This is a genomic window from Kitasatospora sp. NPDC001095 (assembly GCF_053598615.1).
In genome coordinates this window covers 1-15,663 of record NZ_JBSFKQ010000050.1, presented here as the reverse complement: position 1 = coordinate 15,663, position 15,663 = coordinate 1, and the positions used below count along the sequence as shown (strand labels likewise).

The 15,663-nt window shown below is 68.7% G+C and carries 12 protein-coding genes; 3 read left to right on the top strand and 9 right to left on the bottom strand.

Features of this window, described 5'->3' with window-relative positions; genetic code table 11:
• Window positions 1-771: 771 nt before the first annotated feature.
• Entirely contained in the window at window positions 772-1,959 is a 1,188-nt protein-coding gene (locus ACWDBB_RS29655) for a DUF5994 family protein (RefSeq protein ID WP_449792525.1), read from the top strand.
• Between the two features lie 86 nt (window positions 1,960-2,045).
• On the opposite strand, the gene ACWDBB_RS29650 is transcribed toward ACWDBB_RS29655, so the two are convergent.
• The 3 genes from ACWDBB_RS29650 to ACWDBB_RS29640 all read right to left on the bottom strand — a co-directional run bounded on the left by ACWDBB_RS29650 (window position 2,046) and on the right by ACWDBB_RS29640 (window position 3,390).
• Entirely contained in the window at window positions 2,046-2,294 is a 249-nt protein-coding gene (locus ACWDBB_RS29650; protein WP_449792524.1) for a hypothetical protein, read from the bottom strand.
• Between the two features lie 56 nt (window positions 2,295-2,350).
• Window positions 2,351-2,842 carry a DUF5994 family protein gene (locus ACWDBB_RS29645; RefSeq protein WP_449792523.1) on the bottom strand — a complete coding sequence of 164 codons (492 nt, stop codon included), beginning with the start codon at window positions 2,840-2,842 and terminating at the stop codon, window positions 2,351-2,353.
• Window positions 2,843-3,198: 356 nt separating this feature from the next.
• Window positions 3,199-3,390: a DUF6296 family protein gene (locus ACWDBB_RS29640; RefSeq protein ID WP_033355441.1), complete on the bottom strand. Its 192-nt coding sequence runs from the start codon at window positions 3,388-3,390 to the stop codon at window positions 3,199-3,201.
• Between the two features lie 209 nt (window positions 3,391-3,599).
• Between ACWDBB_RS29640 and dnaK the strand changes: the two genes are divergently transcribed.
• Window positions 3,600-5,456 (top strand): molecular chaperone DnaK, encoded by a 1,857-nt coding sequence (dnaK, locus tag ACWDBB_RS29635; protein WP_449792522.1) that lies wholly within the window; start codon window positions 3,600-3,602, stop codon window positions 5,454-5,456.
• Window positions 5,457-5,544: 88 nt separating this feature from the next.
• On the opposite strand, the gene ACWDBB_RS29630 is transcribed toward dnaK, so the two are convergent.
• Both ACWDBB_RS29630 and ACWDBB_RS29625 read right to left on the bottom strand, forming a co-directional pair.
• The gene (locus tag ACWDBB_RS29630; protein ID WP_158714249.1) at window positions 5,545-5,754 is read right to left on the bottom strand and encodes a hypothetical protein; all 210 of its coding nucleotides are present in this window, start codon (window positions 5,752-5,754) and stop codon (window positions 5,545-5,547) included.
• Window positions 5,755-5,863: 109 nt separating this feature from the next.
• A complete protein-coding gene (locus ACWDBB_RS29625) occupies window positions 5,864-8,053 on the bottom strand; it encodes an APC family permease (RefSeq protein ID WP_449792539.1) in 2,190 nt (729 codons plus the stop codon).
• A gap of 394 nt (window positions 8,054-8,447) precedes the next feature.
• On the opposite strand from ACWDBB_RS29625, the gene ACWDBB_RS29620 reads away from it, so the two are divergent.
• Window positions 8,448-8,699 carry a hypothetical protein gene (locus tag ACWDBB_RS29620; RefSeq protein WP_033355443.1) on the top strand — a complete coding sequence of 84 codons (252 nt, stop codon included), beginning with the start codon at window positions 8,448-8,450 and terminating at the stop codon, window positions 8,697-8,699.
• Window positions 8,700-8,961: 262 nt separating this feature from the next.
• Here the strand turns inward: ACWDBB_RS29620 and ACWDBB_RS29615 are convergent, their stop codons facing one another.
• The 4 genes from ACWDBB_RS29615 to ACWDBB_RS29600 form a co-directional block, all read right to left on the bottom strand.
• A complete protein-coding gene (locus ACWDBB_RS29615) occupies window positions 8,962-9,438 on the bottom strand; it encodes a DUF5994 family protein (protein WP_158714250.1) in 477 nt (158 codons plus the stop codon).
• Window positions 9,439-9,723: 285 nt separating this feature from the next.
• Entirely contained in the window at window positions 9,724-10,983 is a 1,260-nt protein-coding gene (locus ACWDBB_RS29610) for a PP2C family protein-serine/threonine phosphatase (RefSeq protein ID WP_449792521.1), read from the bottom strand.
• A 1,439-nt stretch (window positions 10,984-12,422) separates the two neighbouring features.
• Window positions 12,423-14,126, bottom strand: coding sequence for a hypothetical protein (locus ACWDBB_RS29605; protein WP_449792520.1), 1,704 nt, complete (start codon window positions 14,124-14,126; stop codon window positions 12,423-12,425).
• Between the two features lie 223 nt (window positions 14,127-14,349).
• Window positions 14,350-15,504 carry an IS701 family transposase gene (locus tag ACWDBB_RS29600; RefSeq protein ID WP_449792538.1) on the bottom strand — a complete coding sequence of 385 codons (1,155 nt, stop codon included), beginning with the start codon at window positions 15,502-15,504 and terminating at the stop codon, window positions 14,350-14,352.
• Window positions 15,505-15,663: the final 159 nt, after the last annotated feature.

Here is a 15,663-nt window from a genome sequence, read left to right as displayed (position 1 = left end):
GGCGGGGGCCGGGCGGCCACGATCACCGTTCAGGTGTGGGTGGTGGAGGACGCCGGGGCGGTGGGGCCGGGTGGTGAGTTGGTCCCAGGCATGGCGTAGCCGGGGTGGTGCGGGGGAGGCGGTGTCGTGAGGGCCGAGTTCTTCGAGGGGCTTTTGGGTGAGTGCGGTGGTGGGGTCCTCGCCTTCGTGGGCCGGGTGGCGGGGAGTAGTGAACTGCGCGGTGCCATCCGGCTTCTGGCCGTGAGTCAGGGTGGGCTCGCGGCTGTGGAGGGTGAGCGCGCTCGGTTGCACTGTGGGTGCCGGCTCCCGGCCTCGGCCGCATCCGGGCAGCCGTCCGCCGCTTCTTCGCCGCGGGGCGGGCACCGCGGCGGCGGGCGGAGGCCAGGGGGGGATGGCTGGTCGGGCCTTCTACCGTTCACCCTCCTGCGAGTTGTCGCTGGTCGACGCCGGGGCGGTGCAGCGGGACCGCGACCGGTGGGGCTGGGTTCAGCAGGTGGGGTTCCCTGCGCGCTTCCCGGGCTTTCAGGCGGGCGCGGATGGAGCCGTTGACGCCGCAGGAGGCAGAACACACCACCTGGACGTCGACAACCGGCTCCCGCGGGAAGGAAGGCATGTCCAGGGAGCGGCCGACGGCGGCGCGAAGTGGGGGGTGCCGTGGTCGTTGCCGTCCGCTTACCGCAGGCGGCCAGCCGTGTCCCGCCTCGGCGATCCACTCTCGGCGGGCCTTTCAGCGGTGGCGGGGCAGGTGCCCGTCGGCCGGGGCGGTGGACGATGCGCGGCCGGCGTACCGGGCCGGGGACCCCTCTGCTGGCGCGGCCGGCGGTGCGCGGCTGTCGCCCACCGCGGGCCGCTCTCGTCGCCCTGGTGGGCGGGTCAGGTGCCGAGCGAGGGTTCCTGGCCTTGCTGGGAGGAGCCGAGGTGGGCGTCCGCCAGGGCGCGGCACAGCTCTTCGACGGGCAGACCGGCCCGCCTGACCAGTCGGTGCCGACGGCGCGCCAGCCCGTCCGAGGGCAGACCGCTGCGGGTTCTTCCCGGTCGGCGCGTCGGCGGACCGCGTGCCCCCCTAACGCCCACGCCAGGACCGGCCGCTGCCCTTCAGGCGCACGTCGCAGGTCATCGCGGTCGTGCCAGGTCGGGGCCGGACCGGGAGTAGCCTGGACATCACCGAAGGCACTTCGCATGCCGGTACCGGACACTGGCGTCGTCTCCGGCGAACGGCTATCCCGGGCCCGGGCCCCCGGTGGGTCCGGAGACAGGTCCTTGATCATGACTGCGATCCTCGATCGTGCGACGACGTCTGCCATTCCTGAATCCCCCGTGCGGCTCTCCATGGCGCCCGACGGCCTGCGGTCCGGCCGACTGAACGGAGCCTGGTGGCCCCGGTCGCGTGACCTTCTTCTCGAACTCCCTTCCCTGGCAGCCGAGCTCGACGAGCAGTGGGGACGGGTCACCCGGATCACCGTGAACCCAGCGCAGTGGCCGCTCATCCCCCGGCGGATCCCCGTCGCGGGCCACACCGTCCACGCCGGCTGGTTCAGCATCGAGCAGGACGAGCACATGATCATGGTCTGCTCGTACATCCCGCGCCGACTGAACCTACTGGTCGTCCCGCCGCAGACGAACGCGGTCGATGCCGCCCGTCTGATGGCCGAGGCTGCGGATCCCGCGAACACCAGAACCGCGAGCGAGCTGCTCGCTGCCAGGACGAGCGTCGATGCGGCACAGCCGGAGGCCCGTTCCGACTTCCTGCCGAGCTCCGTCGCACCCGCCGACGGAGCTCGGGAGGCCGAGCGCCGAGCGGAACTCGCCCGGCTCCTGGCCGGCTCCTGGCCGGCACCTGACCAATCGGCTTCGGCCTGGGGCTCCGCCCGCTGGGGCGGGCCGTCGTACTTGCCCATGCGCGGTGGTACGGACCCGGCCCACCGTAGGTCTGCTGGTGGCGGCCCCGGACAGGGGTGAAGGAGGCCGAGCTGGCTATGGTGCACGGCTGAACATCCGGGCAACCGCCGCCGACCGCGTTCCGGGCTCGCCCGGAGCGGACCCTGTCAGTACTCGGAGCCGCTTCGCAGGTAGTTGCCCGCGACCTGGAGCCACGCCCCGGAGCTGAAGTACGCCTCGATCCGGTGCGGCGTGTCCTCGAAGACCCGCAGGACGCGCAGCGCGCCGCTCGGGTGCAGGTCGTACTCGAAAGTGACGCCGTCGTCCGTGCCGTCCTCGTACTGCAGGTCCAGCGGCCCCTTCGACGGCTCCGCCGGCGCCCGGGCCTCGGCCGAGAGTTTCACGTAGACGGACATCTCCGCGTCCTGCCTTTCCTGTCTGCCCGAGGAGCCGGGCCCACGAGGGCCGTCCCTCAGGTCTCTTCGCCCGGTGGCTCGGAGCCGATGCCGGTGGTGACGAGGATCTGCCGCGCCGAGTCGCTTCCGCCTGCCTCGACCGCGCGGGCCATCGCGGCCAGGGCCGCCTCCTGGCTCGCCTGCGGGGGGACGACGAGCAGGCTGAAGTGATCACGGTCACCCCGCGTGATGATCACGGTGTCGTCACCGACCGGGTACCGGTCGATGTGCACCGACCGGCCGTCGACGACCAGCCGTGCCGGCACGTCGTCCCAGGCTTCCGCGTCCAGGCCGACGCTCGCGACGGGGCCGAGGTGTTCGGTCAACGCGCGGACCAGACCAGGCAGTTCGGCGCCGACGTCCCGTGAACGCGGCCACCACGCACCGTCGAGCACACCCTCGCGCGACTGGGTGGTCGCCAGGCGCAACAGGACCGTCCCGGGCTTCGCGGCCTGCCGGAACCGGTCCGGCAGAAGCCCCGGGCGCGCGGCACCGGTTTCGTCAGACATGGCTCGCCACCTGTCCGTGGACGCACGCCAACCCCACCGTGCGAGGGCCGACCATTGGGGAGCGGCGGCCGGGCCGCCCCGATATCCCCACGGTACTCCGCCCGCACCGCGCCGATCCGGCCCGGGCATCCACGGCGGTCGGGCCAACATCGCTTTCCCGGGCCTGGGCCGGTGCCGGGGAAGCCGGAGGGTGCCGCTAGGCCCACGTCTCAGACGGCTGGCGGGCGAGCACGCTCACCCCAGGCGGCATCACCGGTTCGCCGCAGCCACACCTCTGCATACTTGAAGGGCGCCCCCGCGACGGCGCCCCTGGCGTTTCCCGATCCGAGGCCCCTCCCGCGCCCGCCGCCGACCGCCTACCACGGCAGCCCGTCCCGCGTAGGGGAGGACGCCATGGCCGCACCACTGCCACCCGTCGGCCGGGCCGCGTAGACCGGCTCCCCGTTCGGGCCGAGGTCGGCGGTCAAATGCACGACGACCATCTCGGGCGGCGCGTGGGTGCTGGGAGCACCGGGCAGGGCAATCGCGTACCGCAGTGCGGAAGCCATGGCGAACCTCCTCACCACCGAGCGTTCGGGCCCCTCCCACCCCCCGGCGGGTGGCCCGACACTCCCATCGCATCAACAGTGCAGGCGGTCGCCGCAGGCCCCCGCCAATGGGACTCCCGCCAGCCCTTGACACCGCGCAACTCACGTTTTACGAGTGAGGAAGAGGGGGGTTGGCCCGGGAATCCGCTCGTGCGGGAGGAGGCGCCGCGATGGCTCGCTCCGTCGGTATCGATCTGGGCACCACGAACTCCGTCGTCTGTGTCCTGGAGGGCGGCGAGCCGACCGTCATCCCCAACGCGGAAGGGGCGCGCACCACCCCGTCAGTCGTGGCGTTCGCCAAGGGTGGCGACGTGCTGGTCGGCGAAGTCGCCAAACGCCAGGCCGTCACGAACGTGGACCGCACCGCCCGCTCCGTCAAACGCCACGTGGGCGACCCGCACTGGCGCTTCCCCGACACCGGCGACGTCGAGGGAAAGCGGTACACCGCGCAGGAGATCTCCGCCCGTGTACTGCAGAAGCTCAAGCGCGATGCCGAGGCCTACCTCGGCGAAGACGTCACCGACGCCGTCGTCACCGTCCCCGCCTACTTCAACGACTCCCAGCGCACCGCCACCAAGGAAGCCGGGGAGATCGCCGGCCTGAAGGTGCTGCGCATCGTCAACGAGCCGACCGCCGCGGCCCTCGCGTACGGGCTGGACAAGGAGAGTGACCAGACGATCCTGGTCTTCGACCTCGGCGGCGGCACCTTCGACGTCTCCCTGCTGGAGATCGGTGAGGGCGTGGTGGAGGTGAAGGCCACCAACGGCGACACCCGCCTCGGCGGCGACGACTGGGACCAGAAGATCGTCGACCACCTCGTCCAGCAGTTCAAGAACGGCTACGGCATCGACCTGTCGAAGGACAAGATGGCCGCGCAGCGGCTGCGCGAGGCCGCCGAGAAGGCCAAGATCGAGCTGTCCTCGACGAGCGAGACGACGATCAACCTGCCCTACATCAGCGCCTCCGCCGAGGGCGCGCTGCACCTGGATGAGAAGCTCACCCGCGCCCAGTTCGAGCAGCTGACCGCCGACCTGCTGGAACGCTGCAAGACCCCGTTCCACCAGGCGGTGAAGGACGCCGGGATCAAGGTGTCCGATGTCGACCACGTCATCCTCGTTGGCGGCTCGACCCGTATGCCGGCTGTCACCGGCCTGGTGAAGGAGCTGACCGGCAAGGACCCGCACAAGGGCGTCAATCCGGACGAGGTCGTCGCCATCGGTGCCTCCCTGCAGGCCGGTGTCCTCAAGGGTGAGGTCAAGGACGTCCTGCTGCTGGACGTCACCCCGCTGTCCCTCGGTATCGAGACCAAGGGCGGCATCATGACCAAGCTGATCGAGCGCAACACCACGATTCCCACCCGGCGCTCGGAGATCTTCACCACGGCCGAGGACAACCAGCCGTCGGTCCAGATCCAGGTCTACCAGGGTGAGCGCGAGATCGCCGCGTACAACAAGAAGCTCGGCATGTTCGAGCTGACCGGCCTGCCGCCGGCGCCGCGCGGCCTGCCGCAGATCGAGGTCACCTTCGACATCGACGCCAACGGCATCATGCACGTCGCGGCCAAGGACCTCGGCACCGGACGGGAACAGAGGATGACCGTCACCGGCGGCTCCTCCCTGCCCAAGCAGGACATCGAGCGCATGATGCGCGAGGCCGAGCAGCACGCCGAGGAGGACCGTCGCCGCAAGGAGGTCGCCGAGACCCGCAACCAGGCCGAACACCTCGTCTACTCCACCGAGAAACTCCTCCAGGACAACCCGGACAAGATCCCGTCAGACGTCACGTCCGAGGTGAACGAGGCCCTGGCGGACCTGAAGGCCAAGCTCAAGGGCGAGGACACCCCGGCCGTCCGCACCTCGATGGAGCGCGCGGCCACCGTCGCACAGAAGATCGGCACCGCCCTCTACGCCCAGGCCGGCGGCCCGCAAGCCTCGGCCGGCACCGGCCCGACGCAGAGCGGCGATGAGGAAGAGGTCGTCGATGCGGAGATCGTCGACGACCAGACCCCGAAAGGAGAAACCGGATGAGCCGGCCCGCCCACCGGGGCGCACCGCCGGCTCGCGGTGACGGGTCGGCGGCCGTGCTCTGCCCACGGCAAGGCTTGGAGTCTCGCCTCTAGGAAGTGTGCTCGCCCCAGGCGATGCGTTCCACAGCATGCGACGGGAACGACACCCGGGATCCGTCCTTCTGAGTGACGTGCACCCATCCGTGCTCGTCGATGCGAATGATGCCCTCGACCGACTCGCCGAGCGCAACGCCAGGGCTGACGTATCCCGCCCCATGGGCCAGATGTACTGTTCCGGGGTTCGCCTCAAGGCCTGCCATGACCTGATTATCCAGGTTTATGCCGAGGTCCACCATCGGGCGGCCCGACGAAGCGGAGGTGCCGCTGTGCGCGGTCGGACGCGTCGGGCTGCTCGGTGCCGCCGCTGTCCTACACGTGGAACGGGACGGTCGTGACGACGACCTTCGGCAGGGGGCGCAGCGCTCTCCGTAGCCTGGCCGCGAGCCGGTTGTGCAGGAGACGGTGGCGCCGGTGCCGTACGACGATCTCCGGGAGGATGACGGTCAGGGTGAGGTCCGGGCGCTGGTGGTGCAGCGATTCGATGTAGTTGACCAGTGGTGCGACGATCGCGCGGTACGGGGAGAGGAGGATCTTCAGCGGTAGGTGGTCGCCCCACTGGTTCCAGTACGCGCGGAAGCGTTGGGCCTCGTCCGCGCTGGGGCTGATGTGGAGCGCGAGGACGGGTTGCTGGAGCGAGGCGGCATAGGCCAGCGCTCGCATGCCGGCCAGGTTCAGTGAGGCGATCGGCACGATCGACAGGGGGTGGATCTCCTCGGGAGTCTCCTCGCTCTCCGCTTCGGCCGTGGTCTCGGACGGCGCCCCGGGCGCGGCGCCCGGTGTCCGTGCGGTGGCTCGTGTTGCGCCGTCCCCTGATCTCGGAGGTGTGATGGTGCGGCTGGGGACTTCGACGGCATGGGGATGCAGGGCGATCGCCGCGCCGACCGTGTCGTAGTGGTGCCGGATTCGTGTCGTCACCAGGATGAACAGTCCCACCGTGAGCACGGCGAACCAGGCGCCCTCGGTGAACTTCGTGATGCCGGCGGTGATGAAGACGATCGCCGAGAGCAGGGCGCCGGTGGCGTTGAAGGCCAGGCTCTTGCGCCAGTGGCGGTCGCGCAGGCGCCACCAGTGCACGACCATGCCTGTCTGTGACAGTGTGAAGGCGAGGAAGACGCCGACGGCATAGAGCGGGATCAGGGGGCCGGTCTTGCCGCCGAACGCCGTGTAGATCGCCGCCGCCGCGACGGAGAGCAGGATGATCCCGTTGCTGAAGGCCAGGCGGTCGCCCAGCCGCAGGAAGATCCGCGGTGCCTGACTGTCGCGGGCCAGCAGGTACAGGACGCGGGGGAAGTCGTTGTAGGCGGTGTTGGCGGCGAGGAGCAGGATCGCGGCGGTTGCGGCCTGAGTGAAGACGTAGAAGAAACCCGAGCCGAAGGTGCGATGGGCGAGCTGTGAGAGCACCGTCTCGTTCGCACGGGGCACGACGCCGTCGAGGTGGACCAGAGCGATCGTGCCCGCGAACAGTGCGACGAGCAGACCGATCACCCAGGTCAGTGTCGTGCGGGCGTTGCGCCACTCGGTCGGCCGGAAGGCCGGCACTGCGTTGGAGATCGCCTCGATGCCTGTCATAGCCGTCGAGCCGGAGGCGAAGGCACGCAGGACCAGGAGCAGGCTGATGCCCTCGGTCGCGGTCGGCTGTGGTGTTGCCGTCGGGTGGAAACCGTGGCCGGCAGCATCGGACAGACCCACGGCGACGAGTGCGAGGACCGCGATGACGAAGGCGTACGTCGGTGCGGCGAACAGCGCACCCGCCTGTCGCACGCCGCGCAGGTTGCCGGCGAGCAGCACAGCGATCACGGCGACGCCGATCGGCACGATGTCGGGTTCGAGCGAGGGGATCGCCGAGGTGACCGCCGCCATGCCGGAGGCGATCGAGACCGCGACCGTGAGGATGTAGTCGGTCATCAGTCCGGCGGCGGCCGCCAGCCCGGGAACGCGGCCCAGGTTGGCGGTGGCGACGATGTACGAACCACCGCCGTGCGGATAGGCGCGGATCGTCTGACGGTAGGACACCCCGACCGCGAGCATCAGGAACACGATCGTCACGGCGATCGGCACCGAGTACCGCAACCCGGCGCCACCAGCGAGGACGAGGACGGCCAGCATCGCCTCAGGTCCGTACGCGACCGAGGAGAGCGCGTCGGCGGAGAGCACCGGTAGCGCCACCAGCTTGCGCATCCGCTCATGCGCGATCGCGGTGCTCCTCAGCGGAGCCCCGAGCACCACGTGCCGGACCCTGGAACCGACCCGGCCGAGCCGGGAAGTCCGTGTGTCCTCGCTGGTCGCCTCAACCGCCGGTGGTCGTCCGCCAACCGCGGCGACCCGCACGAAACGACCGAAGCGGACCGGCACGATCTCCGAAGGAGCGGGATACCGACCGAGATCCGGATCCACCGGCAGCGCACGTCGCCATGCCTGCGGATCCCCGGCAACCCGACCCCACTCAATCCCCACCCGGCGCAACACCCCGAGCTGCTCCGCATCGAGCGCCGACAGCAGGGCGTCGGGGCTCGACGCGCCGCCTTCCCGGGCACCGCCATCGTCCGGACTTGTACTCGACACAGCACACAGTGTTACGCATGGCGTCCCCTGCCCGGGGCAAGGCACACGCCGGGCCGCCGCATGCTCGGCACGGCGGGCGGCGTCGAGCACGTCGTGGCCTCGCCATTCCCGGATGTCACCTGCTTCGAACACCAGCGACCTCCGAGGTCTGTGGGCGTCTCCCATTCCCTATCGGGGGCGTGCGCGCTGCACTCGCCCGGTGCACCGACCGGGCGACTCGGTGCGATCACCGGCCGCGCGGCGGTGCTGGTGGAAGTGCCCCGGTCGCGGGCGGCCTGTCCAGCCCCTACGGTCGTGTTCTGGCACGGGCTCGTCGGAGTGGGAGGCCAGGATGCGGTACTACCGGTGGATACTCGAGACCCAGGACGACGACGGCCGTTGGTCCCAGCAGGACGGCGCTCCCATGCCGAACCCCCTGGAGTACGACGGGCCGCCCCAGCAGGCGGCGAATCACCTTCGGGACGTGTTCGTCCGTACGCTCTCCAGCCCCGCTCCCGGCCCCCGGGCGATCAGGGTCCGAGCCTGGGAGGGGCGGCACTCGGTCGGCGAGCCTCAGGCCGAAACCGAGTGGTCGCGCGAGTAGCGGGATCAGCCTGCGGCCAGAGGGACCGGCGCGGCGCGCCGCATCACCGGTGCCTGGGCCGGACGTCCCTCCGTGCGGTGCGGCTCCGATCATCGACTGCGAGGCTGCCGAGGAGCAAGGCACGATCTGGGCGCGCGGCGGTGCATGCCCGGGCGATGTCCGCGCTCTGCCTGCATGATCCGTGGTGCCGACGAGCCGACGGCGGGAAGTCGGAGTCGGGCCTGGCGGCGAACGGAATGATTTCGTCCTCTGCCGATCGTTGTCACCCGTCGGCCCGTAGGTCTGCGGTCGGCACACCTGCGGCTGTCAGGAGGTCGGTGCCGGTGCGTGTGTTGGCCGGGTCGGACGCCGCTGTCATCAGCCACTCGGCGGCGGAGGCCTCGGCCTCGGGGGGAATCACCAGGAGCTCCAGGCGCAGAGGGATGAAGGAGCACACCATCACCTCGTCCGCGTCCTGCTCCTGTTCGAACCACCCGACGTGGATGACGTGGCCTGCGACCGGGACGCGTCGGGGGATGACCGGCCAGTGCGTCGGATTCACGGTGACACGGGTGATCTTCCCCCACGTGGGGTCCAGTGCTGCCGCCAGCGGGGGCAGCTCGCGCAGGAGGTCGTGCGAGCGCGGCCACCAGGCCCCGTCCAGCCGGCCCCGGGTGGCGCCCTCGGGTGTCAGGGAGATGCGGACCGGCGGTTCTGGCTCCGGTGGCTGGGCGGCGGTGGGATCGGAGGTCGCGGTCATGTCGAACACCCGCCTCGGGTTTGCTGGACGGCCTGGTGCTGCCGCCACGGCACCGCAGTAATCCGCAGGCCGTGGACGGTGGGTTCTTCCACCGTACAATCTGGCCACAGCCCTGACCTCCGGGGCGAGCAGGGGCCGGTCGGTGGGTCGCCGTCGGTCGACCTTCGTCTCCCGTGAAGGCCGGATCGGCGCGCCGACGGGAGTTGCCGGCAACGTCCGAACAACGCATGTACGCACGGGCGCAGGGTGTGCGCGCTGTCCTTCCGGGCGGGCCTGCGGCCGGTCTCACTGAGGGGCCGCCCACCGTTCTGGTATCGCGAGGTGATCGGCGGTGCCGCCGCGCCACTCGACCAGGAAGAGGCTCGCGTCATCGGTTGTGGTCCCACCTCTCTCCCGCATCAGGGTGTGGGAGAGGTCCCGCACCATCTCCTGCACCCCGCCACTGGCGGGCCCGACGCGCTCGATGACGGCGATCAGGCGTTCCTCGCCGAACTGCTCCCCGCCGGTCTGGTGTTCCTCGACGAGGCCGTCGGTGTAGAACAGCACCCGGTCGCCGGGCCGGAGCTTCCGCTCGCTGATCTGTGGTGTGTCACCGCCGAAGCCGACCGGCAGGGTTCCGGGGCTGTCCAGGGCCTGGATGACCCGGTGGTCGCGGATCAGCAACGGTGCCGGGTGGCCGGCGTTGACCCATTGCAGGTGGCCTGTTCCGATGTCGAGTCGCATCATCTGCGCTGTGACGAAGTGGTCTGGGCCGAATTGCTGGTCGATGGCGGCGTCCATGAACGCGTACAGTTCGGCGAGCCCGACGCCGGCGCGCCTGGCATGCCGGTAGGCGCCCACGGCGACGGTCGCCAGGACGGCGGCGTTCAAGCCGTGGCCCATCGCGTCGATCATGGCCAGATGCAGGATGTCGTCGTTGAGGGCGTAGTCCAGGCTGTCGCCGGCGATGTTGTAGGCGGGCTCCAGGATCCCGGCGACTGCGACCTGCGGGGTGTTCATCGCCAGCGGGGGCAGCAGCGACCACTGGATCTCCGCCGCCACGCTCATCGGCTCGCGACGCCGCGCCTGGAAGAACTGGTCCGTGTAGCCGTTCTTGGTGACCAGCATGTCGGCGACCAGTCCGGCGAGACGGCGTAGCAACCGGCGGTCATCGTCATCGACGCTGTCGAGGGTGACGGCGAGCACCCCGACCTCGTCGCTGCCGTCGAGGAGCGGCAGGAACATTCGTATGCCGTCAGCCTGCGGGTGCTCGGCAGGGGTGGCACGGAGGAAGACCTCGCCGGCCCGGGAAGCGTCGATGGGCACCGGATCCCCAACGGCGAGGCCCCTGCCGGGGAGCGGCACGAGCATGAGTTGGCCGTAGTCCTGGAGAAGGATCGAGACGTCCCGGCCACCGATCGTGCGCACTTCTTCGGCCACCAGCGGAGCGATGAGCTGGGGCGGTACCTCGTGAGCCCGGTCCAGCATATGCCCCAGCAGCCGCTCACCGAATCCTTCCGACCGGTCCACCGCAGCCGTGCGGCTCTCCCGCGCGAATTCCGCCATGGGCACCTCGGTTTCCCCGCAGCAGTCCTCTTCCTCGGCCGGCTTCCTCGCCTTGCCTCTACGTGGATCGGCGCACGCCTCACCGGAATTTCCCTTGTCCCAGCATGGCACTGGACCTCACCCTGCGACACCTCAGCCAGGATGGATCTTGTCGCCGTGGGTACGGCGCAAGGTGTCTCTCGGATGACTTTTCGGTCGAACGTTACGCATGGGAATCTTCAAAATAATAATTTATGTGCACGGCGGGCTCGAATTCTCGCAGTGCGGAGTACACTGGAAAGTGCCGGGAGAAGTTACCGGTAGGGCGATCGCGAGGAGGCGAATATGCAGATCAGTGAGGCAGGATCCCTGATTCTGCGACTCGTGATCGCAAAAATGTCCGCCCTTTCGGCGGGAATATCATAGGGTGATGGGCGTCAGGGGGGCGCGGATTCAGATCCTGTTGTCCCGGTCGGCGTTGCGTACGCAGGCCGGAAGGCCGTCCCCGCAGAGATGCGGGGACGGCCTTTTCTGGGGGCGGCGCTGTGTGCCGGGCCATCGCTGATGCCGGGCGGTGGTGAAGTAGGTGGCGGAGGCTGGTGCAGCGGGGGCGGAGCGCCCGGCGCGGAGGGTGCGGTGCCGTAGAAGATTCGCCTGCTAGCCCTCGAGTGGGCTATTTGGATTCGGCGTCTTGAGGCGGGCGGTAACCTGCGGATTGGCGTGTTCTTGGCCGCAGCTTCCCATCTGCTGTCTGTTGGTGAGCGGTGCAGGATCGTTTGATCCGGAGTCGACAGCCGCAGCCGCGCCGTGACGAGGAACGACATGAGGGCCCCTGGAGAGAGCGGAACAAGTCTTACCATCAGAGGGTGAGGCAAATCACTTTCGAACTCCCGCTCGCGCGCTGCCTCTCACGCGCCTCTCACGGACTGGATGTCATGAGGTGGTATCAGGCGTCATGCGGGGTGGACGAGATAGGCCCTGACCTGCGAGATCCGGACTGGTGAGCACCTGTCGGACACTCTTTCGACCGCTGGGGGTCAAGGGGTCGCAGGTTCAAATCCTGTCGTCCCGACAGTGATGTCGGAAGGCCGTTGGCCGGGAGAAATCCCAGGTCAGCGGCCTGTCGCATGATGCACCGTCAGTGAAGTGAGTTGCCTGCGGATACCTCTAAACGATCTTGCTGGGGACCAGTTGGGGACCGGCGCCCGTCGGTCGTGATCGAGGAGCTGTTCCCGAGAGGCAGCATCCACAAGGGCCGTCCTGAGTGAATGGGGATATCGGGTGCGCATTCGGTCGTGATCATTCTGGGAAGCCTCCTTCGTCGCATGCTCTGACTCGGCAGAACGTGCTCGGTGATGCGAAGGCAACGTCCTCAAACAGATTGGGTGTTCAACGAGCTGCACTTGGTGATCGGCGAACATAGGCTTGGCGGACTCGGCGAGTCCAAGATCTTCGGGCTCCTATGAGAAGTCGCTTGGTGTGTACCGGTTACCGGTCACCACGGCAGCTACAACCGCCCGTTCGAGCACAGCCTGGGGTGGACGGTGCTTCGCGACCCAGGTCAGCTCGTCGATGCGAGGCGTCCCCACCTTGTCCTTGTCGGTGAGGTCGAGGACGAGAAGCTGACCGAAGGGGACGTTGGTGTTGCTGTACTCGGCGGCCTGAGCCAAGTAGTGCCGCTCCAGGTAGGCGCGATCGTTGCTGGCGTGGTTCTTCTTGATCTCTGTCAGATACCGACGCGATCCGAACTGCACGAGGACGTCGGCGCGTCCCAGTGCGGAGTTGATTGCCTCGACCTGGACGAGGTTGCTGATCTGGCCGCTGAGAAGCCAGTAGTAGAAGTGTTGCTGCAGGTCGTTCTCCAGCGGGACGAGGTCGCCCTGGGCCTTGTCATAGCGGCGACGGTAGTCGCGGATCTTGACCCGCTTTCCGTTCGCGCCGATGCGACCTTCACCGAAGGCGGTGGCCGTGTCGAGGTCGGCCGTGGCCTTGAGGAACAGAAGTGTCTGCTCAACAAGAACGCTGAAGGTTCTGCGGGTCTCTCCGATGAAGTCCGGGAAGGCGCTCAACTCGGTGAGCATCTTCCCGAGAAGGTGTACGACCAGCGGGTCCGAGTGCCGCAGTCGGGTGAGCTCGTCCATATAGGCGAGGCCGTCGATCGTCTTCAGTTCGTCATCGCTGATCTTTCCTGCGAGGCCGGACGTGAAGCCGATCCCGAGTTTCCTCACCGCAGTGGGCGCGTACCTGTGGGCCCGCTCTACGTCGGCCTCTGCGTCCTCGCCCGAGTTTCCTGAGGAGTCCGTTCCGCACTCCCGCCGGGCCCGTGAGGAGGAAAGGGTCACCTGCTGGTCGACGCGCGCGAGCAGGCCGGAGGCAGTCGCGTGGTCCAGCCCTGCACCAGGGTGCCGCTCCGGACTCGCCACAGCACGGCGCAACTGACCGAGCAGTGCCTGCTGCCGCAAGAACGCATCCTCGACGGCCGGCTCCACCAGCATCGCCAGGCCATTGCCGTCGCGAGCTCCGACTGGGCAGACCGTGCGGGCCGACTGGTATGCGCTCAGCACATAGTCGAGGGCCTCCCACGGCTCCATCCACACCTCCTCCTGGAGCAGTTCGGCAGCCCGTTGCAGTTGCAGGACCAGACGCCCCCACGCCACGTCTGCTGCCGCCTGGGGTTTCAGCCAGTCCGGCTGGTGCATTCCCCAGTTCCATGCGCTCTGCTGCTCCAGAGCGGCTTCCAGGCGGTCGGCCGCCTGGCGCAGCTCTTCTGTCCGTCCCGCGGTGAAGGCCAGAAGAGATTTACACACCGCCGCGTACGCCTGCGCGTCATGGCGGGCTTCCTCAGCCGCATCCGCGGTCCTGAACCAGGAAAGGGCGGCTTCTACGTTCTGGCTCACGTCTGCGACGGTTCGGGAGGTCAGCGCCGAACGCAGCCTGTCGTAGCCGAGTTCGACGAAGGCGTCGACATCTCCCGCCTCGCCTGCGGCCAGCCTCCCCAGGAGGCCACGGAGTGTTTCGGTGATGGCTTGCTCGTCGTTCGACCAGCGGCCCAGCCCCAGGCCGATGATGCGGGGAAGACGTTCTGCGAAGTCTTCGGGGGTGTCGGAGTCGTCGAGGTCTTCAAGGGCTCCCCATACCTTGATCGGGCTGACGGCGTCAGACACCGCTAGCCGGACTGCCCCTTCCAGCCGCGCCGCAGCAACCATGGGCTGTGAGTTCACCAACTGGTCTAGTACTGCAACGACACTTCGACATGCCCTCTTCGCTTGTAGTGGCTGGCGCGTGCCCGGGCTTGGGCTTCTCTGCGCCAGTGGGACCAGGCGAGCGCATGCCGGATTCCGTGGCGTATCGGAGAGGAGACGCGGTTGAACAGCCGTCGTGCCTCGTTCATGCTGACGGGCACGAGGGCTTCATCAGTTCGAGTTTTCTCGTCCCCTTTTTTGTCTCGGCCCGCAGGATAGCGAGGAAAGCGAGAGCGGCCATCGAGAGGGTGATGTGCCGGTACCACGGGGTGTAGCCGCGGACCTGGTAGCGGTCGAGGCCAGCCTCGTTCTTCGCGGTCTGGAAGCACTCCTCCACCATCCACCGCGCCCCCGCGATCTCCGTGAGCTTTTCAAGCGGGGTCCCGGTCGGGCAGAAGCAGATGTAGTAGGCGATTTCCGTGGGATCGGAGGTGCTTCGCCGGGCGAGCAGCCAGTGGTCCCATCCCTCGCGCCGCCAGGGCCGGATCGGGGCCGCGGCCCAGTTGTACTCCCGCGGGCCGTGGGCGCCGTCACCGCAGCTCAAGCGCTGCCACGCCTCGTCCGGAAGGCGGCCGATCAGCTCGTGCGCGCGGGCCTGGCCGAAGAACTCCATGGTCATGACCATCTGGGATTTCGGAACTGCGAGCACATGGGGGATGTCGTTCTCCTCCAGCCAGAGCCGCAGGCGCCCGGTCTGGCCGTAGAGTTCATCGGCTGTCACCCAGCCGAACGGCACTTCGGATTCCACCGCGCGTTTCAGCATCCGCAGTCCGATATCGGGTTTGGTGGCGAACTGGACGTCGTCTCCGATGCCCGCCGCCCGGCAGCGTTCACGGTCCGAGGTCCAGTCCTTCGGCAGGTACAGCTCCCGGTCGATCAGCGCCCGGCCCCGGTTGGATCCGTAGGCCAGGAACACCGCCACCTGGGAATTCTCGATCCGGCCAGCTGTGCCCGAGTACTGGCGGGCCACGCCCGCCGACCGGACACCCTTCTTCATGAACCCTGTCTCGTCGAGGATGAGAACTCCATCATGGGGATCGCCGATGTTCTCCAGAACGGCATCACGGACATCGTCGCGCAGCGCGTCGGCGTCCCACTGGTAGTGGTTCAGCAGGCGCTGCATCCCCTGCGGGCCATCGTCGCCGGCGGCCTCGGCCAGGGTCCAGCCGTTCTTCCGCTCGGCCTCGCCGAGCAGTCCCCGCAGGTAGGACACCATCCGCCGCCGGGGCTCCACCCGACCGAAGCGGCCGGCGAACCGCCCCGTGAAGTCAGCAAACTCGCCCGACCATCCGTCAGTTATGTCTTCCAGCACGAACACACTCAACGAGGCGAGCACACGCAACGTTACGGAGTGTCGTTGCAGTACTAGTGCCGCATCAGGCAACGTTCGCCCCGTCGTGACGTGTCGCCCGGTTGCCGTGCCGGGCGACGCTGGACCGTCAGAATGATCACGTGGCTG

Excerpts from the sequence above, each read along its gene's own strand:
- ACWDBB_RS29640 (WP_033355441.1), bottom strand. The coding sequence starts at position 3,390 with ATGGCTTCCGCACTGCGGTACGCGATTGCCCTGCCCGGTGCTCCCAGC.
- ACWDBB_RS29615 (WP_158714250.1), bottom strand. The coding sequence starts at position 9,438 with ATGACCGCGACCTCCGATCCCACCGCCGCCCAGCCACCGGAGCCAGAA.
- ACWDBB_RS29620 (WP_033355443.1), top strand. The coding sequence starts at position 8,448 with ATGCGGTACTACCGGTGGATACTCGAGACCCAGGACGACGACGGCCGT.
- ACWDBB_RS29610 (WP_449792521.1), bottom strand. The coding sequence starts at position 10,983 with ATGGCGGAATTCGCGCGGGAGAGCCGCACGGCTGCGGTGGACCGGTCG.
- ACWDBB_RS29650 (WP_449792524.1), bottom strand. The coding sequence starts at position 2,294 with ATGTCCGTCTACGTGAAACTCTCGGCCGAGGCCCGGGCGCCGGCGGAG.
- dnaK (WP_449792522.1), top strand. The coding sequence starts at position 3,600 with ATGGCTCGCTCCGTCGGTATCGATCTGGGCACCACGAACTCCGTCGTC.
- ACWDBB_RS29630 (WP_158714249.1), bottom strand. The coding sequence starts at position 5,754 with ATGGCAGGCCTTGAGGCGAACCCCGGAACAGTACATCTGGCCCATGGG.
- ACWDBB_RS29655 (WP_449792525.1), top strand. The coding sequence starts at position 772 with ATGCGCGGCCGGCGTACCGGGCCGGGGACCCCTCTGCTGGCGCGGCCG.
- ACWDBB_RS29645 (WP_449792523.1), bottom strand. The coding sequence starts at position 2,842 with ATGTCTGACGAAACCGGTGCCGCGCGCCCGGGGCTTCTGCCGGACCGG.